Raw genomic sequence first — 25,291 nt, 5'->3', positions numbered from 1 at the left:
CGCGTCCCACCCGGGTGGGACGCGGGCCGCACGGCATCGGTCGCCGCATCGGTCGCCGTATCGGTCATGGGGACCAGCCGGAGCGCAGGGCACGGGCGGTGACCAGGGCCTGCTCGACCTCCGCCGGGGCCGGCCAGGGAGCACCGCCGGGGCGGAGCAGCGCGGCCCGGATGGCCGCCAGGTGCTCGATCGCGTCCGGCGGCAGCCCGCTCCGCTCGGTCAGCCAGGCCGTGACGTCCGTGTGGTCGCGCAGTGGCCGGGTGACGAGATCCCAGGTGCCGAGGAGTTCGGTCAGGTCGCCGATCCTCAGCGGGGTGCCGCCCCGCCGGACCACGGCGGCCGCGGCCAGCTCGGCGCGGGCGACGAGTTCGGGCTCGGTGCTCCGATCCCAGAGCGGGGACGGCGGATCGGCGAGCCACCGCTCCGCCTCACGGGAGAACCCCGCGGCGGACAGCAGCGCGGCCAGCTCGACCGCGGCCCTGTGATGCCCGGCCTGTGCCGCCTGACGGAACCAGTGCTGCCCGCCCCGCAGGTCACTGTGCTCGGCGATGAGCAGCAGGCCGAAATTGAAAGCGGCCTCCGGATCGCCACCCGCCGCGGCCCGGCTGAACCAGTGGCTGGCCCCCCGCGCGTCGCTCATCTCCACGCACACGAACCCCGCGGTCCGCTGGTCGTCGATCCTGCCGGTGCAGGCGGCCCGCTCGAACCAGGCGCGAGCGGTGCGCAGGTCGCCGAGGGAGAGCGCGATCCCGCCGAGCTGGGACGCGGCTCCGGGGTGCTCGTTCCTGGCGGCCAGCCGGTAGAACGCCTCCGCCCCCTCCGGATCGCGGTTGGCCTGCAGGAAAAGGCCGAGGTGGTAGGCCGCGTCGGCGTGACCGCCCCGGGCGGCCAGCTCCCACCAGCGCAGCGTCTCGTCGTCCTCGCCGGAGGCGTAGGCGAGGAACCCCAGGTCGTGGGCCGAGGCCAGATCGCCGTCCATCGCGGCCCTGCGGTGCCACTCCCCGGCGGACTTCGTCTCGCCGGCGTCCTCGCAGAGCAGCGCGAGCCTCCTGGCCGCGGCACGGGAGCCCGCCCTGGCCGCCGTCTCGTACCACCGCCGGGCAGCCGGGGCGTCGCCGTGCTGGTCGAGCAGGAGCGTCGCCAGGTTCACCGCGGCCTCGACGTCGCCGGCGTCGGCCGCCAGCTCGTACCACCTCGCGGCCTCTGCGGGGGTGCCGTGCTTCTCGTGCCAGACGCCCAGGTTGTAGGCGCTGTCGAGGTTGCCCGCGGCCGCCGCGCGCTCCCACCAGTGCCGCGCCGCCGAGCGGTCGCCCCGCTGCGCGAAGTGGCGGCCGAGCAGGTGGGCGGCCTGCACGTCACCGCCGTGCGCGGAGAGCAGCAGTTCCGTCTCGCCGTCCGTGTCGTTCTCGTGCTCAGTGCTCCGGGGGGTGGGTATCAGCCCCGCGCTCGCCTCCGGGTCGTCAGGCCACCACCCCATGTCCCCTCCTTGCCGACGGCACGCAGCCGACAGATCACAGGGTGCCATGTAACCGCTCGATCGCGGAGGGTAATCCTGGAGTTCCGTCTCGCGTCCGGCTCAGACGAATTTGACGAACCCCACGTACATTCCCATCGAGCAGCTGTAACGCAGGGAACCCGCGTCCCGTGCGCCGAGCCGCACGGTGGCGGGGAGCGCCACGTCGCGGCCGTCGATGGTGAGCGTCCGGGTGCAGCCGGGATCGTCCCCCAGGTGGAAGACGAGTTCGGTGGGCACTTTCGCGCGGCCGGTCACCACGCCGGGACGGTAGCCGCCGCGGGTGGCCCAGATCTCGATCCGCTGCACGCCGCCGGTGCGGGTGGCGGTTCCCGCCGGGCCGTCCGGCGCCGGCGCGGGGTGACCCGCCGCCAGCGCCGGGCCGCCGGATCCGGGGAGCCAGCCTCCCAGGCGCAGCCCCGAGGAGACGGTCCACAGGCCCGCCGCCAGCGCGACGACCCCCGCCAGCGCCGCCAGCCTGGTGGTGGCGGCCCGCCGCAGGATGAGTCCGAGCAGTGCGAACGCGGGTGCCGTCCCGGCCACGAACCCGGCCATCACCGCGGCCCCGCTCGGCGCCGACCCGCTGGACACCGCCACCATCTCGACGCTGAGCGTCACCCCGCACGGCAGCAGGACCGTCGCCGCGCCCAGCGCCACCGCCCTGGGCGCGGGAGCGGTGATCCGGGAGACGGTGCCGCGCCAGGAGGCGCGCCCGGCCGCGGCCCCGTCGGGTCCGTGGCCATCGTCCGGCTCGCCGCTTTCCGGCGGATGTTCGCAGCCGTGCCCGTCCGGTTCGGGGCCGCGGTCCCGCTCGCGGCCGAACGTGCGGATTCCGAAGATCATGACCGCGATCCCGGCCACTACGAGCAGTGCGGCCCTGAGCTGAGGTCCCAGCTGTACGGCGGACCCCGCCAGTCCGAGCAGTGCCCCGGCCGCCACATGGGAGCCGAAGCGCCCGGCCAGGAAGAGCACGACGGCCGCCAGGTTCGACGGCCTCGCGGGGTGCGACGGCCCCGAGGCGAGCCCGCCGCGCCCGCCGGAGCAGGCCGATCGGCCGCCGGAGGAGAGTCCGGTGAGCAGGCCGCCCTGCACGGCCGCGCACGAGGTGGTGCCCGCCAGCAGCCCCGCGGCGAGCCCTCCGGCGAACAGCGTGGCCGCCCCCGCGCTCAGCGGATGTCTCCGGTACCACTCCAGATCCCCACGGAGTAAACCTAATCCCGCCGGAGGTCAACCGACAGTGACATTTCCTTACCCAGCGCTTATGTCGCCCTTACCGGACGTCCCGTTTCCTGCCGTCGGGGACGCGACACCCGAGCCGTTCCCCGCCGTCCGTCACACGGTGCCCTGGGCGTTCGCGAAGATCGACGTGTCGAGGGTGAAGTCGACCGGTTCCGGGATGTGCAGGTGCGAGCCCATCTCGACCCGGGTGGAGGTCCGGTACGCCCCCTCCTTGGGGTCGCTGAGGACCGTCACGGTGGCGGGGGTGGCCACCGGGTCGATGAGGAGCATCACCGGGACGCCACCGGAGGCGTAGATGTCGGGCTTGCGGTCACGGTCGTCGATGACGCTTCCCGGCGACACGATCTCGGCCACCATGAGCAGGCCGGAGGAGAGCAGCTCACGGGCTCCCCAGCGCGGGCAGTCGACCTGGGCCAGCACGAAATCGGGAACGATAGGGTCGCGTGGTCCGTCGATGCAGACGTCTACGTTGCCGCTGAAGCCGTCCCACTCCTTCTCTTCGATGAGGGGAAGGAGGGCTCTGTACAGACGCATTGCGATCCGGGCATGTTCGGGGGTGCCCATCGGGCTCACTATCAGTCTCCCGTCGATGATCTCGGTCCGCAGCCCGGGGAGCTGCGGGAGCGCGTCGAAGAGCTCGCGCGCCGTACCTGGCAGGGGCTGGGACGAGGTCTCGGGGGAGGGGCGCAGGTGGGCGTGGCTCCGTCGCGATGTCATGACCATGAAGATATGCCCCTTCGTGTTCTGATGAACACGTTGAGTATCGCAAGTGGGCCGAGCGGGCGGGAGCCTTTACCGGGATCTGAGCCGTCAGACCCAGCCGGGGCGGACGAGGCCGGATTCGTAGGCGATGACGACGAGCTGGGCGCGGTCGCGGGCGTGGAGTTTCATCATGGTCCGGCTGACGTGGGTCTTGGCGGTGGCGGGGCTCATGAAGAGCTTGCCGGCGATCTCGTCGTTGGTCATCCCGGTGCCGACCAGGGCGAGGACCTCGCGCTCGCGGTCGGTGAGCAGGTCGAGATCGCGGTTGCGACGCGGCTCCTTGGCACGGCTGGCGTACTCGGCGATCAGGCGGCGGGTCACGCTGGGGGAGAGCAGCGCGTCGCCTCCGGCCACCACCCGGACGGCCTGGATGAGCTCGGCCGGTTCGGTGTCCTTGACCAGGAAGCCGCTGGCGCCGTTGCGGAGGGCCTCGAAGACGTACTCGTCGAGCTCGAAGGTGGTCAAGATGATGATCTTCGGCCCGGGAGGCATCTCCCTGGTGGCGGTCAGCCCGTCCATGCCGGGCATGCGGATGTCCATCAGGACCACGTCCGGCTCGTGCTCGGCGGCCAGCCGCAGGGCCTGGGACCCGTCGCCGGCCTCGGCCACCACGGTCATCCCCGGCTGTGCGTCCAGCAGGGCCCGGAACCCCGCCCTGACGAGGGCCTGGTCGTCGGCGAGGACGATCTTGATCATTCGGACTCCTCCGGGATCGGCAGCCGGGCCTCGACGCGGAAGCCCCTTCCATGGTGTGCGGCGGTCAGCGTTCCCCCGAGGGCCGAGGCCCGCTCCCGCATGCCGGGGACGCCGTTGCCGCTGCCGAGATTCTCTCCGGGGGCGTTGCCGCCCGAGTCGGTGACCCGAAGGGTCAGTGCGCGGGGGCCGTAGTCGAGGGCGACCGTGACCGAGGCGCCCGGGGCGTGCCTGGTGACGTTGGTCAGGGCCTCCTGGACGATGCGGTAACCGGCCCGGTCGACCCCGGGAGGCAGCGGCCTGACCTCGCCGGTGACGTTCTTGACGACCCGCAGCCCGCTGCGCTCGATGAGTTCGTCGAGCCGGTCCAGCCCGGCGGTCGGGGAGCGGGGCGCGCCGTCGCGGAGCACGTTGAGCACCGAGCGCATCTCGGTCAGCACGTCCTTGGACGCCTGTTTGATCGTGGTGAGCGCGGTCCGTGCCTGCTCGGGGTGGTCCTCGATGAGATGCAGCGCGGTGGAGGCCTGGACGTGGATGAGGGAGATGTTGTGCGCGAGCACGTCGTGCAACTCCTGCGCCATGGTCAGCCGCTCCTCGCTGGCCTGCCGCCGCACCTCCTCCCGTTCCACCCGTTCGTGCTCGGCCTGCCGCTCGTTCCGAGCCCGGGAGAACTCCGCCACCGCCAGTACCAGGCCCATCAGCGCGGCCATCGCGAGGTTGTGGAACCACCCGGGAGAGAGCGCCGGGGCGAACCAGGACGTGTAGACCACGAAGAACACGTAGGCCAGGCCCCACAGCGGCAGGGCCACCCGCCGGTGGCCGCCGACCACGGCGAGGTAGAACGCGATGATCGGGCTGAGGAAGACCGGGCCGTAGGCGTAGCCGAGGGCGATGAAGAGCAGGGTCGAGCCCACCGCGACGGCCACGCTGAGCGCCGGGTGGCGGCGCCGGACGGCCAGGGCCAGTGGCCCGGCCAGCAGTAGCGCGTATCCCGGTGGATCGAGCGGGACGCGGAGCATGCCGGCGTCGTGGACCTGCAACCACTGCACGCTGTGGGTGCCCATGACCTGGAGAGCCCCCACGAACAGCGGGAGGAGGAGGTCGACCCAGCGGGGTTTGGCGCGCACGCTCAGCACTTTACGTGCGCTTTCGCGGCGTTTGCGTCCCTTCAGTGATGTATGTGGCACTACACCCTTTGGGGGAGGGAAGGGGCTGACAAGGGTCACCGGCTGAGTCAAGCTGTCTGCGGGAGGTCGTCATGATCAGTCGTCGCATCACCCCCCTGGCGGGGATCTTGGTGGGAAGTTCCTTACTGCTTGTCCAGCCCGCGCTGGCGTCTCCACCCGCGCTGTCCCCCTCCGCGGTGTCTCCACCGGTGTCGCAGGTGGAGAAGAAACCCGTCGCCGAGGGGTCCGGTGGTGCGGTCTCGACCGTCGACCTCGACGCCAGCAAGGCCGCGCTGGGCGTGTTGCGCGAGGGCGGCAACGCCATGGACGCCGCGGTCGCCGCGGCCGCCACCCTGGGCGTGACCGAGCCCTACTCGGCGGGACTGGCCGGCGGAGGGTTCATCGTCTACTACGACGCGCGCCGCAAGAAGGTCCACACCATCGACGGCCGGGAGGCCGCGCCGAAGGCGATGGGCCCTGCCTCCCTGGAGGGCATCCCGTTCGACGACGCCGTGACCAGCGGACTTTCGGCGGGGGTGCCCGGCAGCGTGGCCCAGTGGGAGCTGGCGCTGCGCAGGTTCGGCACGCTCTCGCTGCGTCAGGCGCTGAAACCCGCGATCGACGTCGCCACCAAGGGGTTCAAGGTCGACCAGACCTTCTACGACCAGACCGCCGCCAACGCCGCCCGCTTCAAGGACTTCACCTCCACGGCCAAGCTCTACCTGCCGGGCGGCGCCCCGCCGCCGGTCGGCTCCACCTTCCGCAACCCCGAGCTGGCCGACACCTACCGCAGGCTCGGCAGGCTGGGCGGGGAGTGGCTGTACGGCGGTGCCCTCGGCGCCGAGGTCGTGGCCACGGTCAAGAAACCGCCGGTCACCCCCGGATCCACCCGTAACGTGCGGCCGGGGCTGATGGAACTGTCCGACCTGAAGGCGTACCGGGCGCTCGAACGGCCGCCCACGAAGGTGACGTACAAGGGCATGGACGTGTACGGCATGGCGCCGCCGTCCTCCGGAGGCTCGACGGTCGGCGAGGCGCTCAACATCCTTGAGGCCCTGCCCGAGGTCGGCGAGCACGAGTACCTGGAGGCGTCCAGGCTCGCTTTCGCCGACCGGGGCAAGTACGTCGGGGACATCCCCGGCGTCCCGCTGAAGGAACTGCTCTCCGACGGGTTCGCCAAGGAGCGCGCCTGCCTGATCGGCGAGCGGGCGATGCCGCACCCGGCCGCGCCCGGCGACCCCGACGGGATGTACGGGCCGTGCCAGACGGCGCCGTCCGCCGAGGCCGGCGAGGTGGCGGAGGAGGGGCCGGAGACCACGCACCTGGTGGTCGTGGACCGGTGGGGCAACGTGGTCGCCTACAACATCACCATCGAGTCGACCGGCGGCAACGGCATCGTCGTCCCCGGCAGGGGCTTCCTGCTCAACAACGAGCTGACCGACTTCACCTTCGGCCCCGCCCCCGGCGACCCGAACCTGCCCGCGCCGGGCAAGCGCCCCCGCTCCTCGATGGCGCCGACGATCGTCCTGAACGATGACCGGCCGCTGCTCGCGCTGGGGTCCCCCGGCGGCTCGACGATCATCACCACGGTGCTGCAGATCCTCGTCAACCGCTGGGACTTCGGCATGTCGCTGCCCGAGGCGCTCGCCGCCCCCCGGGCCACGCAGCGCAACACCGCCCAGACCCAGGCCGAGCAGGCGTTCATCGATCGCTACGGCGCCGAGCTCACGCGCCAGGGGCACAGCCTCGTGCTGAACCCCGAGATCGGCGCGGCCACGGCCGTCGAGTTCCTGCGGCACGGGAGGCTCCAGGCGGTGGCGGAACCGACCCGGCGCGGCGGCGGCAGCGCGCTGGTGGTGAACGAGCGAGGATAGCCTCTCGCGGCGGTACTCGCGGACGCCCGGCGGCGCGGCCTCGGCCGCGCCGCCGGATCAGTCAGGGAATCAGTTCGTAGGCCTCCGGCCGCAGCCTCCGGGTGCGTGCCCAGTACTCGAAGGTGAAGCCCGGCCAGATCGTCCTGTTGACGCCGTGCTCGTCGAGATACCAGCTCCGGCAGCCGCCCTCGTTCCAGACCAGGTGGTTCAGGCGCCCCTGAAGGCGGTCGTTGTAGTCGCGCTGTGCCTCGGGGCGTACGTCGATGGCCCTGGCCTTCGTCCTCGACAGCAGGCGCAGGCAGTCGAGAACGTACCGGACCTGGGATTCGATCATGAAGACGACCGAGTTGTGCCCCAGGCCGGTGTTGGGGCCGAGCAGGAAGAACAGGTTCGGGAACCCGGCGGTGGTGATGCCGTAGTAGGCCTCCACTCCGTCCTGCCAGGCCTCCTGGATCTTCCTGCCGTTCCTGCCGATGATCCGCTGCTCGTCCAGCGCCTCGACGACCCTGAAGCCGGTGCCGTAGACGATCACGTCGACCTCGATCTCCCTGCCGGTGGAGTCGATGATCGAGTTCTCCCTGATCTCCCGCACCCCTTCGGTGATCAGCTCGACGTTCTCCCTGCCCAGTGCCGGGTAGTAGTCGTTGGAGATCAGGATGCGCTTGCAGCCGATCGTGTAGTCGGGGGTGAGCCTGGCGCGCAGCGCCGGGTCGGGGACCTGCTTGGCGAGGTGGCTCAGGGCCATCCTCTGGTGGACCTTCATCAGCCGCGGGTCGACGGTGAAGCCCAGCGCGCGGGTCTCCAGCACCCAGTAGATCGAGTTGCGCAGCGCCCTGGCGGCGCCGGGCAGGCCGAGGATCCGCTTCGCCCGGGAGGAGAAGGGGAAGTCGGGCTTGGGGTGGATCCAGGGAGGCGTGCGCTGGAAGAGGTGGAGGCGGGAGACCTTCCCGGCGATCTGGGGGACGAACTGGATGGCCGAGGCGCCGGTGCCGATGACCGCGACCCGCTTGCCGGTCAGGTCCACCGAGTGGTCCCACTCCGCGGAGTGGAAGGAGGGGCCCGCGAAGCTCTCGCGGCCGGGGATCGCGGGCAGCGAGGGTACGTGCAGCGCGCCGATGCCCGAGATCACGGCGTTGGTGGTGAACGGCTCCTCTCCGGCGACGCTCACCCGCCAGTCACGGGTCGTGTCGTCGTACTCCAGCCCGACGACCTCCTTGCCGAACCGCAGGTGCTCCGCCAGGCCGTACTTGTCGACGCAGGCGCGCAGGTAGTCCCAGATCTCGGCCTGGGGCGCGAACATCCGCGACCAGCCGGGGTTGAGCTCGTACGAGAAGGAGTACATGTGCGAGGGGACGTCGCAGGCGCAGCCGGGGTAGGTGTTGTCCCGCCAGGTCCCGCCCAGGTCGCCGGCCTTCTCCAGGATGACGAAATCGTGGTATCCGGCTTCCTTGAGCTTGATCGCCATGCCCAGTCCGGCGAAGCCGGTGCCGATGATCGTGATCCCGGGATGCGTGCTCATGCGATCTCCTTGCTGACCTCTGCCGTCGGCGACCTCTCGGGCGGCACGGGCTCTCCGCCGGTTCCGGCTGCGGCGATGAGAGCGTTCCGTGCTCGTTACTATTAGATTCCATGTCTAATTTAATGAGCGGTGGTCGCGCCGTCCATACGCGTGGTGCGGTGAGCCTCCTCACACCGACCGGTCGGCACGTTCCCGTCGTCAGGGAACGCGAAAAGCGCCGAGGGCGGTGCCGTCGGCGCTCCGGACTGTTCGGTTGTTAGAGCAGCAGGTATGCGGCCACAACGACGATGACCAGCACCGCGACCACCACGGCCGCCGTGATCGGCAGGGCGAGCGACCGCTTCTCGGGGGCGGCCTCCGGGTCCTTGCGCTGGGCGAACGCGCGGAACGCCTGGGTGTTGCCCGCGGGGTCAATCTGCTGAGGATCAGACATGGGGATGACTTTAGCGATATCGGATGCCGCTCCAACACTGATTTGTCCACTTTCACGGGAGGCTCGTTCTCGCGCCGGGCCGAGGTGGGTGCTGAGGACCGGACCGCCTACCGGGGCGGATAGCGTGGTGCCATGCTCCGCATCCTGTTCTCCGCCCGCGTGGTGGTGCTCCACCTGCTCGCGATCGGAGCCCTCGTCGTGTGCGGGCTGCTGGGCAGGTGGCAGCTCGGCGTCTTCGAGGAGTCCGGTGGGCCCCGGGCGTCGGTCGACCCCGCCCCCGTGGCGGTCGCCACCCTTACCGCACCCGGAGAGCACATGACGGCCGACGCGGTCAGCCGCAGGGTGACCGCGGAAGGCACCTACGACGCCTCGAAGCAGCTGCTGGTGGCCGAACGCGACGGGGGCCTGTGGCTGCTCACGGCGCTCGATCTCGGCGACGGAACCTTCGTTCCCGTCGTGCGTGGCTGGGTGGCCACGGCGCAGGATCCCGCCGTGGCGGCCGTGCCGGAGGGCAGGGTGACCGTCAGCGGGCGGCTGCAGCCCTCGGAGGCCACCGACAGCGTCCAGCGCCGGACCCGGCAGCTGCCGCAGGGGCAGGTGCTGACCGTGTCGTCGGCCGAACTGATCAACCTCTGGCGGGACACGAAGCTGCGTAACGGGTTCGTGGTGGCCGCCGAGCAGTCACCGGCTCCCGCGGTCGCGGCCAAGCCGGTGAACGTCCCCCCGCCGACCCAGTCCGGGGTGCTCACCTGGCGCAACCTCGCCTATGCCGCCCAGTGGTGGATCTTCGGGCTGTTCGCGGTCTTCATGTGGTGGCACTTCGTACGCGACGCGCTGCGCGGCCGCGCGCGGGAGGACACCCCCGACCCCGCTCCCGACGCCGCTCCGGAAACCCCCGCTCTGCCCGCTCGCACCGTCCCGTGAACCGAACCCCAAGACCGAGGTAACCGACCGTGGAATCCGCTCTCAAGCCCTTTCGCATCCTGGCGTACATCGTCGGCGTGATGCTGCTCGTCCTGGTCACCTGCATCGTGCTCAGGTACGGCTTCGGCATCGAGGAGCCCTCGAAGATCGTCTCCCCGATCCACGGCTTCCTCTACATGCTCTATCTCGTGGCCGCGATGAACCTGGGCATGAAGGCGCGCTGGACGTGGCCGTACATTCTCGGGGTGATGCTCGCCGGCACCGTGCCGCTGCTCTCGTTCGTGTTCGAGCGCAAGGTCACCCGCCGGGTGGAATCGGAGCTGGTGACCGCCACCGCCTGACCGGCACCGCCTGACCGGCAGGGCCCCTCACGGTCCCCCGCAGGCCCGGCTGTCGCGACCCCGGAACGTGGGCTCGCGAGGCCGGGCCTCGACGGGTGGGACGGTCTTCGCGTCAGCGGCCGAGACCGCGGCGTCGGGCGCGCTTGAGCCGCTCGCGCTGGGACGGGTCGAGCATCAGGTAGCCGACGACCGGGGCGGCGACGACGCCCAGGAGGATCAGCAGCGTCAGGAAACCTGGCAGGAACAGCCACGACAGGAACACCACTGCTCCGGCGCCGATCGCGTACTTCTGGATTGGCGACATCCTCAACATCCTCCGAACGCGGGGCGGACGCCCCGTCTATTTTCATTGTGCGTCGCCAGTCCAACGGTTGGACCTGCCGCGCGGTTCCAACCGAGATATATCGTGATTCCCGCTGCTCCGCCAGTGCCCTGAGAACCGCCACGCCTGCTCTGGGCGCCCCGGCACGTTCCGTGACCGTGGTCCTGCCGGGGATCGCGGCGGCCTGTCCAGATAGTGGTGGATTGGCGGTTTCGCCGGAGGCCGGAACGATCATGTTTACCGGGAACGACCACGCGACCATCTGGAGGACACGTTGTGGACGGCGCTGAGCGGGAGCCGGTGCGAGCCGAACTCGGTGCGATCGGGCAGGCGCTGGCGATCCTGGGAGACCGGTGGGTGCTGCTGATCCTGCAGCGGGCGTTCCTGCTGCGGATCCGGACCTTCGTGGGCTGGCGCGACGCGCTGGGCATCTCCGAGTCGGTCCTCGCGGCCAGGCTCAGGGAACTGGTCGACCACGGCATCTTCGAGCTGTCGGCGTACCGCGACGGCCGCACCCGCTACGAGTACCGGCTGACGGAGCGCGGGCTCCGGCTGTGGGCACTGCTGGTGGCCATCCAGGCGTGGGAGCGCGACTGGGTCTCCCCGGGGCGCTTTCCCCCGCTGCTGCACGAGCTGTGCGGTCAGGACGCCGAGCCCCGCCTCGGGTGCGGGGTCTGCCTGGAGCCGATGAGCGCCCGCGACACCAGGACCGAGCCGGGGCCGCAGGCCGCCTTCTCCCGGATCGGCCCGCCTCGGCGGCACCGCCGTACGGTCCGCTCCGGAACCCCGGCCGACCTGATCGGCTACTGCCCGGCGTCGATGGAGATCCTCGGTGACCGGTGGAGCACCAGCGTGCTGGCCGGGGCGTTCCTCGGCACCCGCCGCTTCGTCGACTTCCAGTCCGGCCTCGGCATCGCGCCCTCGGTGCTCACCGACCGGCTGCGCCGCTTCGTCGAGCTGGGTGTCTTCGAGCCCCGGCCCGACGGCTCCTACCGTCTCACCGACCGGGGGCTGGCCTTCTTCGAGGTCTTCGCCCTCCTGGTCGACTGGGCCCAGCACGAGCTCCCCGCCTCCGAAGGCTCGGCCCTGTCCATCACCCACCTGCGCTGCGGCGCGGCCTTCCGGCCGGTACTGCTGTGCAGAGCCTGCGGCCGGCCGCTCGAACGCCGCGAGGTCCGCTTCCTGCTGCCCGGCTGAGGTCCGGACCGGGGCTCAGCTCTCGCGGCTGAGCCTTTCGAGGATCCACCGGGTGGTCTTGAGCGCTCCCTCGCCGGTGGTGCCGTTGGCGTCTTCGGGGACGCCGCGCTGGTACTGGACGATGATCACGAGGTTGGCCGCGCGGAAGCCCACGGAGCTGTTGTAGGTCAGCCCGTTGGTGACCTCGTTGCGGTAAGCCTCGGAGCCGATCCCGGCCAGTGCCTCCACCGGTTTGACGTGGGTGAGGGGGGCTCCCGCATCTGTCCTGGTCCGTTCGCGGGTCTCCTTGCGGAACATCGCGTAGTTACGCCGGGCCTCCTCGTCGGAGGTGAAGCCGAAGGCGGAGATCCACAGGGTGTACCGCAGGTTCGAGGGGTGCCCGGGGTCGGAGTCATTGGTCTTCCACTCGCACTCTTTGCCCTTCCTCTTGGGAGTGGTGTCCAGTGCCAGGTCGTCCGCCTGCTTGGTGGAGATGAGCGAGCAGGGGTCGGGCGTGTGCGCGAAGGCGGTGGGCAGCGCGACCGGCGTGGACCCCGCAGTGGACTCGGTGGCGCGGGGCCAGAACCAGTAGGTGGTGCCCAGGAGGAGTACGGCGAGGGCGGCGGCAGCGGCGGCGAGGACAGGCGTCCTGCGGGGGCCGCTGCGGGCTTCGGGCTCCCCGTGTCCGCCGTGGGCGGGCCGGGGGGCGACCCGCTCCAGGGTCAGCCGTACCGAGGTGGCGTCGGGCCGGTGGCCGGGCCCGGCGGCGAGCAGCTCCTCGACCAGCGGGGCCAGCGGGCCGGAGGCCGTCGAGCCGCTGCCGGGCTCGGCCAGCGGCGTACCGTCCGCCGTCAGCGGAGCCGGACGGGAACCGGTGTGCGGAGCCCGGCCCTCGACGGCGGTGAACAGGGTGGCGCCCAGGTCGCGCAGCTCGTCGGCGGGCCCGAGGGCGGCGACGCCGGTCAGCACCACCCGCCCGTCGGTGGCGAGCAGCACGCTGTCGGGAGCGGCGGCCAGGTGGACGCCCAGCTCGCGGGCGGCGGCCAGCGCGTCCAGCACGCGGAGCCCGATCTCGGCCGCCCGCTCGGCGGGGAGCGGGCCGTCCGCCCGGACGGACTGGAGCAGCGAGCGCCCTTCGACCGACTCCATGATCAGCCACAGCCGGTCGGGACCCGAGATCACGTCGTGCAGGGCGGTGACGCCGGGGTGCCGCAGGCCCGCGGCCGCGCGGATCTGGTCGAGGAGGCGGTCGCGGGACGGTCCGGGCGGCGGCAGCGGCACCTCGGAGATCGTGACGTCGCGGCGGAGCAGTTCGTCGCGCGAGCGCCAGCTCGTGCCCGCGCGGTCGCGGCGCTCCAGCAGGCGGTAGCGCCCGGCCAGGAGGCTGGGATCGGTCACGCGAACCCTCCCGTCGCGGCGCGTTTCTCAGTCACGGCTGTTCAGCTCCTCGGAGACCTGGCGCGCGATCTTCAGGGCATCCTGCCGCAGCGCGGTTCCGGCGCGCTTTCCCATCTCCGACAGGTTGACCTCGACCAGCAGGTTGCTCACCCGGAACCGGATTACGGAGTGGATCCGGTTCAGGGCGACCACGTCGTAGGAGAACGCCTCCGCCCCGACCCGGCCGATGTTCCTGAGCGGGCCGGTGGAACCCAGGAGGCCGTTGCCCTGGTCGGCGACGACCGAGGTGCGTTCGGCGACGAAGAAAGCGTGGGCGGTGTCGGGGCCGCTCTTGCCGGGGGTGGGGGCCTTGTGACCGACCGCGATTCGCAACCTGCGGTCGGGACGGGAGGTGCCCAGGAGGTCGTCCCAGCTGCAGGAGGGCTCACTGTTCTGGGTGGCCTTCATGGACAGCGGCGACGCGCTCGGCACCGCGACATCGATCTGGGGCCCGGTCAGCAGCGTGCACGGGTCGGGGGCGGTGGCGAACCGCCCGGCGTTCGCCGCCCGCGACGGTGTCTCGGGGATCTCCGGCCCGCCCATGGTCAGCAGCACCGTACCGGCCACCGTCGCCGCGACCACGGCCAGCGAGGCTCCGACGATCAGGCCGGTACGGCGCGGTCTGGCCGGTGCCGGAGCCGTGGCCTGGGGTGCCGCGGCCTGGGGCGGCGGAACCTGCGGTCCGGTCGCCGGGGAGAGCGGTCCCGCCGGCAGTCCCTGGGCGACCTGCCGCAGCGCGGCGCGCAGCCCCGACTCTCCCGGGCGCTGCCGGGGATCCTTGGCCAGCATGGCCAGGAGCACGGGAGCCAGCTGCCCGGCCCGGGAGGGGACGGGGGTCTCCTGGGTGAGCACCGCACCGATGGTGGCGACCGGCGTGTCGCGCCGGAAGGGCCCCTGGCCCTCGACCGCCGCGTACAGGGTCGCGCCCAGGGACCACAGGTCGGCGGACGGGCCGTCGCCGGTGCCGCGCAGCCGCTCGGGGGCGATGTAGCCGGGGGAGCCGACCAGCGCGTCCGGCGAGGTGAGCTGGGCGTCGCCCTCCACCGCGGCGATGCCGAAGTCGGTCAGCAGCACCCCGCCGTCCTGGGCGAGCATGATGTTGGCCGGTTTGACGTCGCGGTGCATGATGCCCCGGCTGTGCGCGAGTGCCAGCGCGTCCAGCACGGCCAGGCCGATCACGGCCACCCGGTGCGGCGGCAGCGGCCCGTCGGCGCGGATCGCGTCGTCCAGCGAACGGCCCCTGACCAGGTCCATCACGATCCACGGGCGGCCGTCCTGGGCGATGACGTCGTGGACGGCCACGATGGACGGGTGCCCGAGCCTGGCGGCGGCGCGGGCTTCGCGCATGGTGCGCTCCCGCATCTCGTCACGGTGCTCCTGGGGCAGGTGCGGGGCGAGCGTGACCTCCTTGATCGCCACCTCGCGGTGGAGGAGCTCGTCACGGGCCCGCCACACCACGCCCATCCCGCCCGCGCCGAGCCGTGCGAGCGCCCGGTAGCGGCCCGCCAGCACGGGCAGCGGGCCGGCCGCCGGGTCAGCCATCGGTCTTCAGGGACTCGGTGAGCCAGCGCGCCGCCTGCAACGCGCCTTCGGCGATCTTGCCGTCCGGGTCCTCCTTGACGCCGCCCCGCTCGTACTCGACCTCGGCGATCAGGTTGCTGATCCGGAAGACCACCGTCGTCTTGTAGGAGCCGCCGTACAGGGTGATGGGGTTGTAACCGCTGGAGGTGAACGCCTCCTCGCCGATCCCCCGCAGGTCCTTGGGCGGGAGCGGCTTGGGGGTGGCGAACTGGCCCTTGTCGAGGATGTCCTTCTTCTTGCCGGCCAGGTACTCCTTCGCTCTCGCGACTTCCGACCCGTTCTGCTTCTGGGCGATCAGCCGGACCCGCAGGTCGTACTTCTCCACGTTGGGCTTGCGCCAGTCGTGCCGGTTGAGCCAGTCGCACGCCGAGTGTTCGACCTCCGAGCTGTTGAATCCCGGCACCAGCTGGTTCACCTGCCTGTCGTCGAGCAGGCCGCAGGCCCGGGGCGCCGCGGCGAAGCGCCCCTTGGCCCCGGAGGGTTCGGCGGAGATGTCGTCGTCTGCGTTGGCGAGCACCGAGGTGAGCAGGATGCCGATGCTGACCGCCATGCCGAAGAGCAGCACCCCGGTCAGCGCCACGACCGGCCGGGGCACGAGTATCCCCGTCGCCCGGGTGGAACGCTCGGTGGGCTCGCCCGCCGTCTCTCTCGCCGCGTCGGGGACGGAGGCCGGCTCGCGTGAGGTGGGGGCGTCCGGGGGGTTGGCGGGGGATGGCGGGGCACCGTGCTGGAAGGGGGCGCCGGGGTGGGGCGGGCCCTGGGGCAGGCCCTGCCAGGCGGCCGGTGTGTCCAGGGGAGGTAGCGGGCCCTGCCAGGCGGTCGGCGCGTTCGGAGAAGGGAGCGCGGCCTGCTGGGGGGCCGGGATGTCCTGGAGGGTGAGTCCGGCGGTGACGGCGGATATCTGCTCGGTCAGATTCTTCCTCAAGGGCGCGGTCACCTCCGCCTCGGTGACCGGAACGGTCCCGCCCTCCTGCCCTGTGGAGGGTGCTCCGAGGCCGCCCGGCGGTTGGGAGGTCGGTGCCCCGGCGGCCGGGAGGGTCGCCTGCCCGAAGGCCGCCGGTGCCCCTGGGCCCGCGGGGCCGGAGACCTGGGAGGGCGCACCCCCGGGGGGTGGTGCGGCGAGAGGTTCTGGACGGTGCTGGGAGACGTCGAGCAGGATCTTGCGCAGGGTGTCCGGGTCGGGCCGCTGGGCGGGGTCGCCCGCGAGCAGCCGGAACAGCACGGGCGCGATCGGGCCCGCGTTGTCCAGGGAGCCGCCCGGAGACGGCGGGCGGCCCTCGACGGCGGTGTAGAGGGTCGCGCCGAGCGACCACAGGTCGGCGGCGGGGCTGGTCACGCCCTCGGGAGAGGTGAAGAGCGAGGACGGCAGGGAAGGCGGGGCGAGGATGATCTGCTCGTACGGGCCGAGCAGCACCGAGCTCGGCCGCACATCCCCGTGCAGCATGCCCTGCCTGTGCATCACCACGAGCTGGTCCAGCACGGCCACGCCGACCATCGCGGCCCGCTGCGGGGGCATCGGCCCGAACCGGGTGATCACCTGCTCCAGCGAACTCTGCTCAAGCATGGGCGGGACCCCGGCTCCGGCGATCCCCGGCCCCGGCGCGGGAGCGGTGTGTCCGCCCGCGTGCCTGCCCTGCGATAGGGGGACGTCTGGATGGTTCATTCGCCCGCTTTCTGGTTGTTCAACGCGTTCGCGACCCACGTCGCGGCTGTGTGGGCGCCCGCCTGGATCGCCGGGCCGTCCTTGCTGCCGTCCACCACGGTGTAACCGACCTCCAGCACGAGGCTGTCCACGCGGATGATCACGTAGCTCTGCTCCAGCCTGCCTGTCATGCGGTTCTCGTAGACGTCGTAGCCGAACGACTCCTCCCCGACGGGGGCCACGGCCGTCGGCGCCGTGGAGCGGGCGGAGCGGACACCGGCCTGGATCTCCGGCCAGCTCCAGGCGCTCTCCCCGCTCGGTATGGCGCCCTGGCGCTGGTTCACGAACAGCTCGTGGGCCTGCCGGGGGCTCCTGCCCCACTGTTTGTTGGTACCGGGGAGACGCACTTCCAGTCCCATGCCCCTGGCCGCCCACTGGCAGCCCCCGTCGTTGGTGGGCTTGCCCTCGCCCGCCAGCGCGGGCAGCAGTTGCCTGGCCCTGGTACCGGGGATGAGCTCGCACACGTCCACGGGGGTGCTGAAGGCGCCGGGACTCTCGCTGAGCCTGACCACCCTCTCGGCGGACGTCGGGTCCGAGGTCAGCAGGAACGTCGCCCCGAAGGTGACCCCGATGACCGCCGCGATCCCGGCCATCTCGGCGGCGGCCCATCGCATCGCACGCCCCCGGCCCGGCTCGGGTGGCCGTACCGGGGTGGGAACGGGGTCGGTGACGGCAGGGATGGCGGGGGCGGCGGGCGGCAGAGAGAGGTGCGGTGCGGCGGCTGGGATCCCGGCGACCCCGGCGGTGCCACCGACCCCGCCGACCCCGGCGGCTCCGGCGGGCGGATGGCCGGTGGCCAGCTCCGCCAGAGAGCGGGCGACGGCGTCGAACGACGGCCGGGCCTCGGGAGCCGGGTCGAGCATGAGCATCAGCAGCGGGCCCAGCCCGCCCGCGCGCTCCGGCGGCCTGGGCGGCTCGGTGAGCACCCGGCCGATCGCCGCGATGGGGGTCTCCGCCGGGTGCGGCGGTATCCCCTCGACGGCGAAGTAGAGCGTGGCGCCGAGGGACCACAGGTCGGAGGCGGGGCCGCCGCGCTCGCCGCGCAGCTGTTCCGGCGCGATGTAGTTGGGCGAGCCGATCAGGTGGCCGGTCCGGCCCGAGGTGACCTCGCCGTCGACGACCGCGATGCCGAAGTCGGTGAGGACCGCCTTGCCGGTCCTGGTGAGGAAGACGTTGCCCGGTTTCACGTCGCGGTGGACCACTCCGGCGGCGTGGGCGGCGCCGAGCGCGCTGAGGATGCCCACGCCGATCCTGGCCACCTGGTGCACCGGCAGTGGGCTCCGGTCGCGGACCGTCCGCTCCAGGGACGCGCCCGACAGCAGCTCCATGACGAGCCAGGGTCGTTCCTGGTCGATGACCACGTCGTGGACGGTCACGATCGAGGGATGCTTGAGCCGGGCGGCGAGGTTGGCCTCGCGAAGCGCCGAGGCGAGGACCTCCTGCCGCCTGGCGGGATCGAGGTCGGGCGGGAGCCGCACCTCCTTCACCGCCACGTCACGGCCGAGCATCTCGTCGGCGGCGAGCCAGACCGTGCCCGCCCCGCCCTCGGAGAGAGGGTTGAGCAGCCGATAGCGGTCCGCCAGCACTTGAGTGTCGATCCTGCTCACCCCGTTCGCTATCCCATCGCGGACAGCAACATAGTCACTTAGCGGCACATGAACCAATGAAAAGGGATTCCGCCTGCCGCATTGAGCCCTGGTGTCCGCTTACGCGGTGTCATGGGCATCCTCACAACGCGATGGAGCCGGGACCGGGCACCCGCACATTTCAATCGAGCGAGCGTGCCGCCGGCGGCCTGGAGCTGAGATCAGGCGCTGGTACGGGTGGGGGAGGTCATGTCTCCCGGTTCGACCGAGTCGCCGCTCGAATCATTGGAAATCAGACCATCTCTCGTGGGCGGTCCACAGGCGCTGCCAGAGTTTGGCGCGTTCGGCAGAGGTGACGTCGGACAGATGGAGGGCGAAGACGTCGGCCAGTATCTCGAAGTAGTCACGTTCGGTCTGCGCGGTCAGGGTGTGCTCGCGGTCGCCGACACGGGTGAGGACCAGGCCCCGCATCGCGTCGACACCGCTCGCGTCGCGCCGCTGGACCGTGGCCACCCGGACGAAGCCCGACTCGGGGGAGGTGGACAGGAACTCGTGCATCGCGGCGAACTCCGACATCTCGGCGGGTTCGATGCGGAAGTCCATGCCGAGGAAGCCGCCGCGCGGGTCGTGGTCGAACCGCCATCCGCCGGGCTCCACCTCGGAGGGGCGCAGGCCGTAGGTGAAGGGGCCCTGCCGGTAGGTGCCCTCGACGAGCGGGAGCGGGTCGTGGATCGCGTCGCCGAGGCCCTGGTCGACCAGCCACTCGCCTTCGGGGTTGTCCGGGCAGGACAGGCCGGAGACGGTGAGTACGAGATGACCGCCGTCTACGTTCGGTGACCCCTCGGCCTTGCCCTGCACCCCGCCCACGTGCCTCCTCACCCGGTAGCCGAGCGCCTCCAGCAGCAGGGAGAACGCCCCGTTGAGGTGGTAGCAGTAGCCGCCCCGGCCCCCGATGATCCGCGCGGCCGACTCCGCGGGGTCGACGGTCGTCGGCCGGCCCAGCCAGATCTCCAGGCATTCGTACGGCACTCGCTGCACGTGTGCCCGGTGCAGCAGGTGCAGTGACTCCACGCTCGGGGGTCCGTCGACCCTGACGCCGATCCTGCGGAGGTACGCGGTGACATCGATCACTCCGTCACGGTAACGCCGGAACGGTCGCGGGCCTAGCGATTCCGGGGCGTGGCGCGTCCGGTGAGGGCAGGCACGGCGCACGGCCCGGGTACCGGCACGGCCGGCGCCGGGGGTAGGCCGTATGGCGCCGGTCACCCGGTCGCCGGCCCCGCCGGGACGGTGCCCGTTTATCCGGTTGAGGATGGGACGGGCACATCGGTAGCCTGGCCGTCCCTTCGAGCGTGAGGAGGTGAGGAGCACATGTTCGCCACCCTGGTCACGCGCTCCCGCCTCGGGCGACAGACCGCCTGAGACCCGGGAAGCGCACCCGCTTTCTGGAGCCTTCCTTGTCCGATCTGCTTTTCCGTCCGCTCGACGCGGACGAGTTCGACCTGTTCCACCGTTACGGCGCGCTGCCCGCCTCCGGCGTGGGCGCCCGCAACCTGCCCTTCGACAAGCTCGACTACCGGTCCGGATGGGTCTGGGTCGCGCTGCGCGGCGACGAGGTCGTCGCCAGGGCCGGATTCTGGGGTCCTCCAGGCTCCGAGCATCCCTTCAGCCTCGACTGGTTCGACCCCGGGTTCGGGCCCGACCGGGTCGAGGTGGGCGCCGCCCTGCTGCGGGCCGCGTACGCGGCGCTGGTCACGCCCGGGTACGCCACGCCGTCCGGCACCCGGCCCGACTACCACCTGTTCCTGCCCGCCGACTGGCGCGAGCGTCCCGACGCGCTCGCCGACGCCTCCGACCGGATCGCCGCCGCCGAGCGGGCCGGGTTGCGGCAGTCCGTCGAGCGGCTCAACCTGCGCTGGTCTCCCGAGTACGGCCTGCCGCCCAGACCCGCCCGGCTCACCTTCGCCCCGGTGGACGACGACGAGGTGATGCTGGACCTGCTGGCACGCGTCACCGAGGGCAGCCTCGACGACTGGGACCGGCGCCACCTCGCGGAGCAGGGCGCACGGGCGACGGCCGAGCAGACCGTGACCGACGTCGCGGACATGCCGGGCGGGCGTGGCCGGTGGCGGCTCGCCCGCGACGCGTCGGGTGAGCTCGTCGGCGTCGTGATGCCCACCCGCAACTCCAGGAGCGCCACGATCGGCTATCTCGGGGTGGACCCGGCCCACCGCGGCCGTGGCTACGCCGACGACCTGGCCATCGAGGCGTTGCACATCTTCAGCGCCGAGGGTGAGCCCGAGGTGAACGACAACACCGATGTGGGCAACAAGCCCATGGCCGCCTCGTTCGCCCGGATCGGCTACCGGATCACCGGCCGCCGCCTGATCCTCGCCTGACCTCCGGCCCGGGCGGGACCTTCGATCTCGCGGAGGTCCCGCCCGGTGGCGATGGCGAGCCTGGTGAGTGCGCAGAACCTTCACAATTCACCGCAGGTCTTCTGCACGGCTCCGGTCTACGCTGCCGAGCATGGCAACCCCTCAGCAACGACGTGTCCTCGTGGTCGAGGACGACGAGACGATCGCGCGGGCCGTACGCCACAGGCTGGCCGCCGAGGGCTTCGACGTGCTGGTCGTCGGGGACGGGGAGGCGGCGCTGGTCGCCTACGCGAAGACGGGGCCCGACGTGGTGGTGCTCGACCGGCTGCTGCCCGGCCTCGACGGTCTCGAGGTGTGCCGGCGGATGCAGGCGGCCAGACCGGTCCCGGTGCTCATGCTCACCGCACTGGGCGAGGAGACCGACCTGCTCGTGGGGCTCGGGGTCGGGGCCGACGACTACATGGCCAAGCCGTTCAGCATGCGCGAGCTGGTCGCCCGGGTGCACGCCCTGCTCCGCCGGGTCGAGCGGGCCTCCCAGCTGGCCGTGGCCGACACGGTCATCCGCGTCGCCGACGTCGAGATAGACACCGCCGAGCGCCGGGTCTACGTGCGGGGCGACGAGGCCCAGCTGACCAGGACCGAGTTCGACCTGCTCTGCCGCCTCGCCGAGCGCCCCGGCCAGGTCTTCGAGCGGGAGCGGCTGCTGGCGGACATCTGGGGCTTCTCCGAGGCCGCGGCGACCCGTACCGTCGACAGCCACGTCCGTGCCCTGCGCCGCAAGCTCGGCCCCGGCGTCGTCCGTACCGTCCACGGCGTCGGTTACGCCCTCGTCCGGCAGTGAACGCACGCCCGGGGGCACCCCTCGCCGGCTCAGGCCGCCCCGGCGACCTCAGGTTCGCGACCTCCGCTGCGGAACGGAGCACAGACAAGTGGTGAACACGTATCACGCCGTCAACGCGGGTTCCGATACGGCCCTGAAACGCGCTCGCGTCCGGCGGGGATTCCGTCCGCGCCGGGCGGGGAGCCCCCGGTCCGAACCGATCGCCCTCCCCGGCACTCAACCCCTGTATGCCCTTTCCCTCCGACACCGGGATGCGCCGACCCTTGAGACCTCTCGACTTCCTTGGCCGGATCAAGGTGAAGCTCGGCATGGTGATCCTGCTGGCCGTGGTGGCGGCGTTCGTCGTCAACGAGGTCGGCCTCAACGCCGGCTACTCGCGCAACGTGCGCGTCGCGGTGGCCGCGGTGTTCGCGCTGATCATGGTGCAGCTGCTCGCGCGGGGGATGACCAAGCCGCTCCGCGAGATGGCCGCCGCCGCGCAGACCATCGCCAAGGGCCGGTACGGCCTGCGGGTCACCGCGACCTCCCGTGACGAGGTCGGCGAGCTCGCCCGAGCCTTCAACGCGATGGCCGCCGATCTGGGCGAGGTCGACCGGCAGCGGCGGGATCTGGTGGCCAACGTCAGCCACGAGCTCCGCACGCCGATCACCGCGCTCCGGGCGGTGCTGGAGAACGTGGTCGACGGGGTCTCGGAGCCCGATCCCGTCACCCTCGGCACCGCGCTCGCCCAGACCGAGCGGCTGGGCCGGCTGGTCGCGCAGCTGCTCGACCTGTCCCGGCTGGAGTCCGGTGCCCGGCTGATCGAACGTGAGGACGTCGAGCTGCGCCCGCTCTGTGAGCAGGCCCTCCGGGAGGCCGCGCTGGCCAGGGAGGGCGTGGCGGCCCGCTGCGAGGTCCCGGAAGGACTGAGCGTGCGCGCCGACCCGGACCTGCTCGCGCAGGTCCTCGCCAACCTGCTGGACAACGCGGTGCGGCACAGTCCCGACGGCGGGACCGTGGTGCTGGCGGCGGCGGCCAGGGGAGAGGGCGTCCGGCTCCGGGTGAGCGACCAGGGACCGGGGATCGCGGCCGAGGACCGGGCGCGGGCGTTCGAGCGCTTCTCCCGCCTGGACGCCGGACGGGCCGCCGACGACGGCGGCGCCGGGCTGGGCCTGGCCATCACCAAGGAGATCGTCGAACTCCACGGCGGCTCCATCCACGTCGAAGACGATCCCGGCTGCCACATAGTGACCGACCTTCCGGAAAGGATTGAGATGAACCCCCCGTCTCCGCCTGCCAAGGACGATTCCTCCTCCGAGGTGAACTCCGCGACGGTGCACGACGGCGCCCCGGACAAGGCCCCTGCGAGTAAGGCTCATACACCTTCTGTATCGGACAAGACCCCTTCGACGCCTTCCGCCCCTGGAAAGGCCCAGGTGAGCGAGGTCCCCGAGGACCTCGCCGCCGCCACGCCTTCCGCCCCGCACGCGAGCGGCACAGCAACCGGGATCGGCGAGCGTCACGCGGTCACCGGGAGCGCTCAGGTACAGGAACCTCATGAGATCTCAGAGGATGCTCAGCAGCCGGATCCTCGCGAGGCCGCCGGGATCGACTCCGGTTCCGGTGAACCGGCCGGGGCCGACAAGGCATCAGGGGCCTTGGGGCCGACCGTGACCGGTGCTCCTCGACGGGAGGTCACCGCCGGGGAGCCTGGGCACCAGGTGGTGTCCGTCCCCATGTCCGCCCCCACGGACCCCGAAGCCGCCACTCCCGAGTCCGACGCGCCCGCCGTGCCACCTCCTCCGTCCTCTTCGCCCGCGCAGCCGTTTCCCCCCCAGCCGGTCCTCGTCCGGGGCAGGCGGGACGGGGACGTGCGCCGGGAGCAGGTCGTGGTGCGGAACTGGCTCGGGGCCTTCAGCGGTCTCTTCCTCGGGGGGGTCGCCGGGCTGGTCTGCGCGGTGATCGTGGGTATCGGCCTCGCGAGCATCGACGTCCTGCTGGCCGCGTTCGTCGGTGCCGTCCTCTTCATGATCGGCGTGTTCGTCGGCACGGTCATCGGCGCCACCACGCCCACCGACGAGATCTGGTCCGCCGGCGAACCGCTCCCGCATCGGCCTCCCGCGCGGGGACCCGTCGCGCAGCGCGTCACCGTACCGGAGGTCCAGGAGAAGGAGGGAGCGGCGCAGCCGGTGGGCGCCAGGAGCGGCTCCCCGGGAGCCCCGGGGGGTTTCGCGCCGATCCGGGAGGAATACCGACCGGCTGTGCAACCACCGGGAAGACCCGGAGGCTCCGGCGGGTACGAGGCGCCGCCGGTCTTCCCCCGGCCCGACCTGCCGGACACCCCCCGGTGGGTGCTGCCGGTCTCCGCCGCCGTCGGGCTGCTCGCCGCGATCGCGGTGCCGTACAGCAGGGCCGGTCTCGGACTCGTGCTGGTGTCGGTCGCCATGGGGGCGGCGGCGATTCCCGCGGTGCGCAGCAGGATCACCCCGTGGTCGGCGGGGATGGGGGCGATCGCCTACGGGCTGGTCGCGACGGTGATGTTCAGGGACGCCGACTGGCTGGTCGGGGTGGTCCTGCTGGCCGGGTTCCTGCTGGCCGCGCTCGCTCTGTCGGGGGCCGGGCGCGGCTGGCTCGGGGTGCTCAGGGGAGGCGCGTCGGTGCTCCTCGGCCTGCTGCCGGTGCCGTGGTTCCTCGGTGCGAGGCTGAAGGGTCTCGCGGACCGCAGGAGGGTGGTCCCCCTGCTGTTCGGGGGCGGACTGACCGTCGTGCTGCTGGCGGTGTTCGGGGCGCTGTTCGCCTCGGCGGACGCGGTCTTCGCCGAGGCCGTCCAGCAGGTGTTCAGCGCGCAGGCCTGGGCCGAGTCGCTGCCGCTGCGGATCCTGCTCTTCGTGGTCTTCGCGGTCGTGGTGGCCTCTGCCGTGCTGGTCGGCCTGCGGCCGGTGGCCGAGCCGAAGGCCCCCGACCTGAAGGTCACGGTCGGCCGCGGTATCTGGGTGACCCCGCTGACGGCGCTCAACCTGCTGTTCGCCACGTTCGTGGGGATGCAGCTCACCGTGCTGTTCGGCACCACCCGGTGGGTGGTCTCCGCCACCGGGCTGACCTACGCCGAGTACGCGCGTTCGGGATTCTTCCAGCTCGTCGTCGTCAGCGTGTTCGTGCTGGCGATCGTCGCGGTCGCCTCGGGAACGCTGGATCTCAAGGGCTTCGACCGGTGGCTGATGGCCGGGCTGCTCGGCCTGCTCTGCGTGCTGACCCTGGTGATCCTCTTCTCCGCGCTGCACCGCCTGGACCTGTACGCCGAGGCCTACGGGCTCTCCCGGCTGCGGGCCTCGGTGGCGGCGACGGTCTGGTGGCTGGGCGGGGTCTTCGCCCTGGTCCTCGCGGCGGGCGCGGCCCGGCTCACCAGGCGTGGGCACGCGCGCTGGCTGCCCAGGACCCTCGTGCTGATGACGAGCGCGTCGCTGCTGGCGTTCGCGGTGTGGAACCCCGACCTGCGGGTCGCGGAGACCCAGATCGCGGTACGGGGTGTGGACCGGATCGACCTCGAATACCTGGGCGACCTCGGCGCCGAGGCGGTTCCCGTACTGGACCGGCTGCCGGAACCGTCCCGCAGCTGCGTCCTGCTGGACGTGATCGCGGCCAACGACCTCGCCGGACCAGACCCCTGGAACGGCTGGAACCTGGCCCGGCGCGAGGCGAGGGAACTTCTGGCCCGGCGACCGGCGATCAGGAACGCCTCGTGCTCGCAGACCCTCTCCCGCCTGGAGATCCCCAACCAGGACTGAGCGACTTCGCGGGCCGCCGGGCCGGACGTGGACGTAGAGC

Annotated in this window: 20 protein-coding genes; 7 read left to right on the top strand and 13 right to left on the bottom strand. The window is 72.0% G+C overall.

Annotation, left to right across the window (positions count from 1 at the left end):
• Positions 1–64: 64 nt before the first annotated feature.
• From ABZ260_RS18190 to ABZ260_RS18170, 5 genes are all read right to left on the bottom strand, one after another.
• Positions 65–1,477, bottom strand: a complete 1,413-nt coding sequence (locus ABZ260_RS18190) for a tetratricopeptide repeat protein (protein WP_355618598.1) — start codon at positions 1,475–1,477, stop codon at positions 65–67.
• A gap of 99 nt (positions 1,478–1,576) precedes the next feature.
• Positions 1,577–2,632, bottom strand: a complete 1,056-nt coding sequence (locus ABZ260_RS18185; protein WP_355618601.1) for a sulfite exporter TauE/SafE family protein — start codon at positions 2,630–2,632, stop codon at positions 1,577–1,579.
• 213 nt (positions 2,633–2,845) lie between these two features.
• On the bottom strand, positions 2,846–3,469 hold the full coding sequence (locus ABZ260_RS18180; RefSeq protein ID WP_355618595.1) for a Uma2 family endonuclease: 624 nt from the start codon (positions 3,467–3,469) through the stop codon (positions 2,846–2,848).
• A 93-nt stretch (positions 3,470–3,562) separates the two neighbouring features.
• A complete protein-coding gene (locus tag ABZ260_RS18175; protein WP_355618592.1) occupies positions 3,563–4,210 on the bottom strand; it encodes a response regulator transcription factor in 648 nt (215 codons plus the stop codon).
• Positions 4,207–5,334, bottom strand: a complete 1,128-nt coding sequence (locus tag ABZ260_RS18170) for a sensor histidine kinase (RefSeq protein WP_355618589.1) — start codon at positions 5,332–5,334, stop codon at positions 4,207–4,209. Before ABZ260_RS18170 ends, ABZ260_RS18175 begins: the two co-directional genes overlap by 4 nt.
• Positions 5,335–5,465: 131 nt before the next feature.
• On the opposite strand from ABZ260_RS18170, the gene ABZ260_RS18165 reads away from it, so the two are divergent.
• Complete coding sequence (locus tag ABZ260_RS18165; RefSeq protein ID WP_355618586.1) at positions 5,466–7,247, top strand: gamma-glutamyltransferase family protein; 1,782 nt, start codon at positions 5,466–5,468, stop codon at positions 7,245–7,247.
• 61 nt (positions 7,248–7,308) lie between these two features.
• On the opposite strand, the gene ABZ260_RS18160 is transcribed toward ABZ260_RS18165, so the two are convergent.
• Together ABZ260_RS18160 and ABZ260_RS18155 are read right to left on the bottom strand one after the other, a co-directional pair.
• On the bottom strand, positions 7,309–8,766 hold the full coding sequence (locus tag ABZ260_RS18160; RefSeq protein WP_355618583.1) for an NAD(P)/FAD-dependent oxidoreductase: 1,458 nt from the start codon (positions 8,764–8,766) through the stop codon (positions 7,309–7,311).
• Positions 8,767–9,022: 256 nt separating this feature from the next.
• Positions 9,023–9,199, bottom strand: a complete 177-nt coding sequence (locus tag ABZ260_RS18155; RefSeq protein WP_169750083.1) for a hypothetical protein — start codon at positions 9,197–9,199, stop codon at positions 9,023–9,025.
• Positions 9,200–9,331: 132 nt separating this feature from the next.
• Here ABZ260_RS18155 and ABZ260_RS18150 point away from each other — a divergent pair, with 132 nt between their 5' ends.
• Positions 9,332–10,123: an SURF1 family protein gene (locus ABZ260_RS18150; RefSeq protein WP_350962342.1), complete on the top strand. Its 792-nt coding sequence runs from the start codon at positions 9,332–9,334 to the stop codon at positions 10,121–10,123.
• A 29-nt stretch (positions 10,124–10,152) separates the two neighbouring features.
• A complete protein-coding gene (locus tag ABZ260_RS18145) occupies positions 10,153–10,464 on the top strand; it encodes a DUF3817 domain-containing protein (RefSeq protein ID WP_350928141.1) in 312 nt (103 codons plus the stop codon).
• 112 nt (positions 10,465–10,576) lie between these two features.
• Here the strand turns inward: ABZ260_RS18145 and ABZ260_RS18140 are convergent, their stop codons facing one another.
• Positions 10,577–10,768 (bottom strand): hypothetical protein, encoded by a 192-nt coding sequence (locus ABZ260_RS18140; protein ID WP_326636344.1) that lies wholly within the window; start codon positions 10,766–10,768, stop codon positions 10,577–10,579.
• A 294-nt stretch (positions 10,769–11,062) separates the two neighbouring features.
• On the opposite strand from ABZ260_RS18140, the gene ABZ260_RS18135 reads away from it, so the two are divergent.
• On the top strand, positions 11,063–11,983 hold the full coding sequence (locus tag ABZ260_RS18135) for a helix-turn-helix domain-containing protein (RefSeq protein WP_355618578.1): 921 nt from the start codon (positions 11,063–11,065) through the stop codon (positions 11,981–11,983).
• A gap of 15 nt (positions 11,984–11,998) precedes the next feature.
• Here the strand turns inward: ABZ260_RS18135 and ABZ260_RS18130 are convergent, their stop codons facing one another.
• The 5 genes from ABZ260_RS18130 to ABZ260_RS18110 form a co-directional block, all read right to left on the bottom strand.
• Positions 11,999–13,360 carry a hypothetical protein gene (locus ABZ260_RS18130; RefSeq protein WP_355618575.1) on the bottom strand — a complete coding sequence of 454 codons (1,362 nt, stop codon included), beginning with the start codon at positions 13,358–13,360 and terminating at the stop codon, positions 11,999–12,001.
• Positions 13,361–13,387: 27 nt separating this feature from the next.
• Positions 13,388–14,941, bottom strand: a complete 1,554-nt coding sequence (locus tag ABZ260_RS18125) for a serine/threonine-protein kinase (RefSeq protein ID WP_355618572.1) — start codon at positions 14,939–14,941, stop codon at positions 13,388–13,390.
• Positions 14,934–16,544: a hypothetical protein gene (locus ABZ260_RS18120; protein ID WP_355618569.1), complete on the bottom strand. Its 1,611-nt coding sequence runs from the start codon at positions 16,542–16,544 to the stop codon at positions 14,934–14,936. Before ABZ260_RS18120 ends, ABZ260_RS18125 begins: the two co-directional genes overlap by 8 nt.
• Positions 16,545–16,639: 95 nt before the next feature.
• Positions 16,640–18,289: a serine/threonine-protein kinase gene (locus ABZ260_RS18115; protein WP_355618566.1), complete on the bottom strand. Its 1,650-nt coding sequence runs from the start codon at positions 18,287–18,289 to the stop codon at positions 16,640–16,642.
• 261 nt (positions 18,290–18,550) lie between these two features.
• Positions 18,551–19,399, bottom strand: a complete 849-nt coding sequence (locus ABZ260_RS18110) for an arylamine N-acetyltransferase (protein WP_355618563.1) — start codon at positions 19,397–19,399, stop codon at positions 18,551–18,553.
• Between the two features lie 326 nt (positions 19,400–19,725).
• Between ABZ260_RS18110 and ABZ260_RS18105 the strand changes: the two genes are divergently transcribed.
• The 3 genes from ABZ260_RS18105 (at position 19,726) to ABZ260_RS18095 (ending at position 25,251) form a co-directional block, all read left to right on the top strand.
• Positions 19,726–20,667, top strand: a complete 942-nt coding sequence (locus tag ABZ260_RS18105) for a GNAT family N-acetyltransferase (protein ID WP_355618560.1) — start codon at positions 19,726–19,728, stop codon at positions 20,665–20,667.
• A gap of 130 nt (positions 20,668–20,797) precedes the next feature.
• Complete coding sequence (locus tag ABZ260_RS18100) at positions 20,798–21,487, top strand: response regulator transcription factor (RefSeq protein ID WP_326636357.1); 690 nt, start codon at positions 20,798–20,800, stop codon at positions 21,485–21,487.
• Positions 21,488–21,750: 263 nt separating this feature from the next.
• Positions 21,751–25,251, top strand: a complete 3,501-nt coding sequence (locus tag ABZ260_RS18095; RefSeq protein ID WP_355618557.1) for a DUF4153 domain-containing protein — start codon at positions 21,751–21,753, stop codon at positions 25,249–25,251.
• The last annotated feature ends 40 nt before the right edge of the window (positions 25,252–25,291 follow it).

It is taken from the genome of Streptosporangium sp. NPDC006013 (assembly GCF_040614275.1).
Taxonomy (GTDB): Bacteria; Actinomycetota; Actinomycetes; order Streptosporangiales; family Streptosporangiaceae; genus Streptosporangium.
Note: the sequence above shows the minus strand (reverse complement) of the source record. Positions and strands in the feature narration are given on the sequence as shown.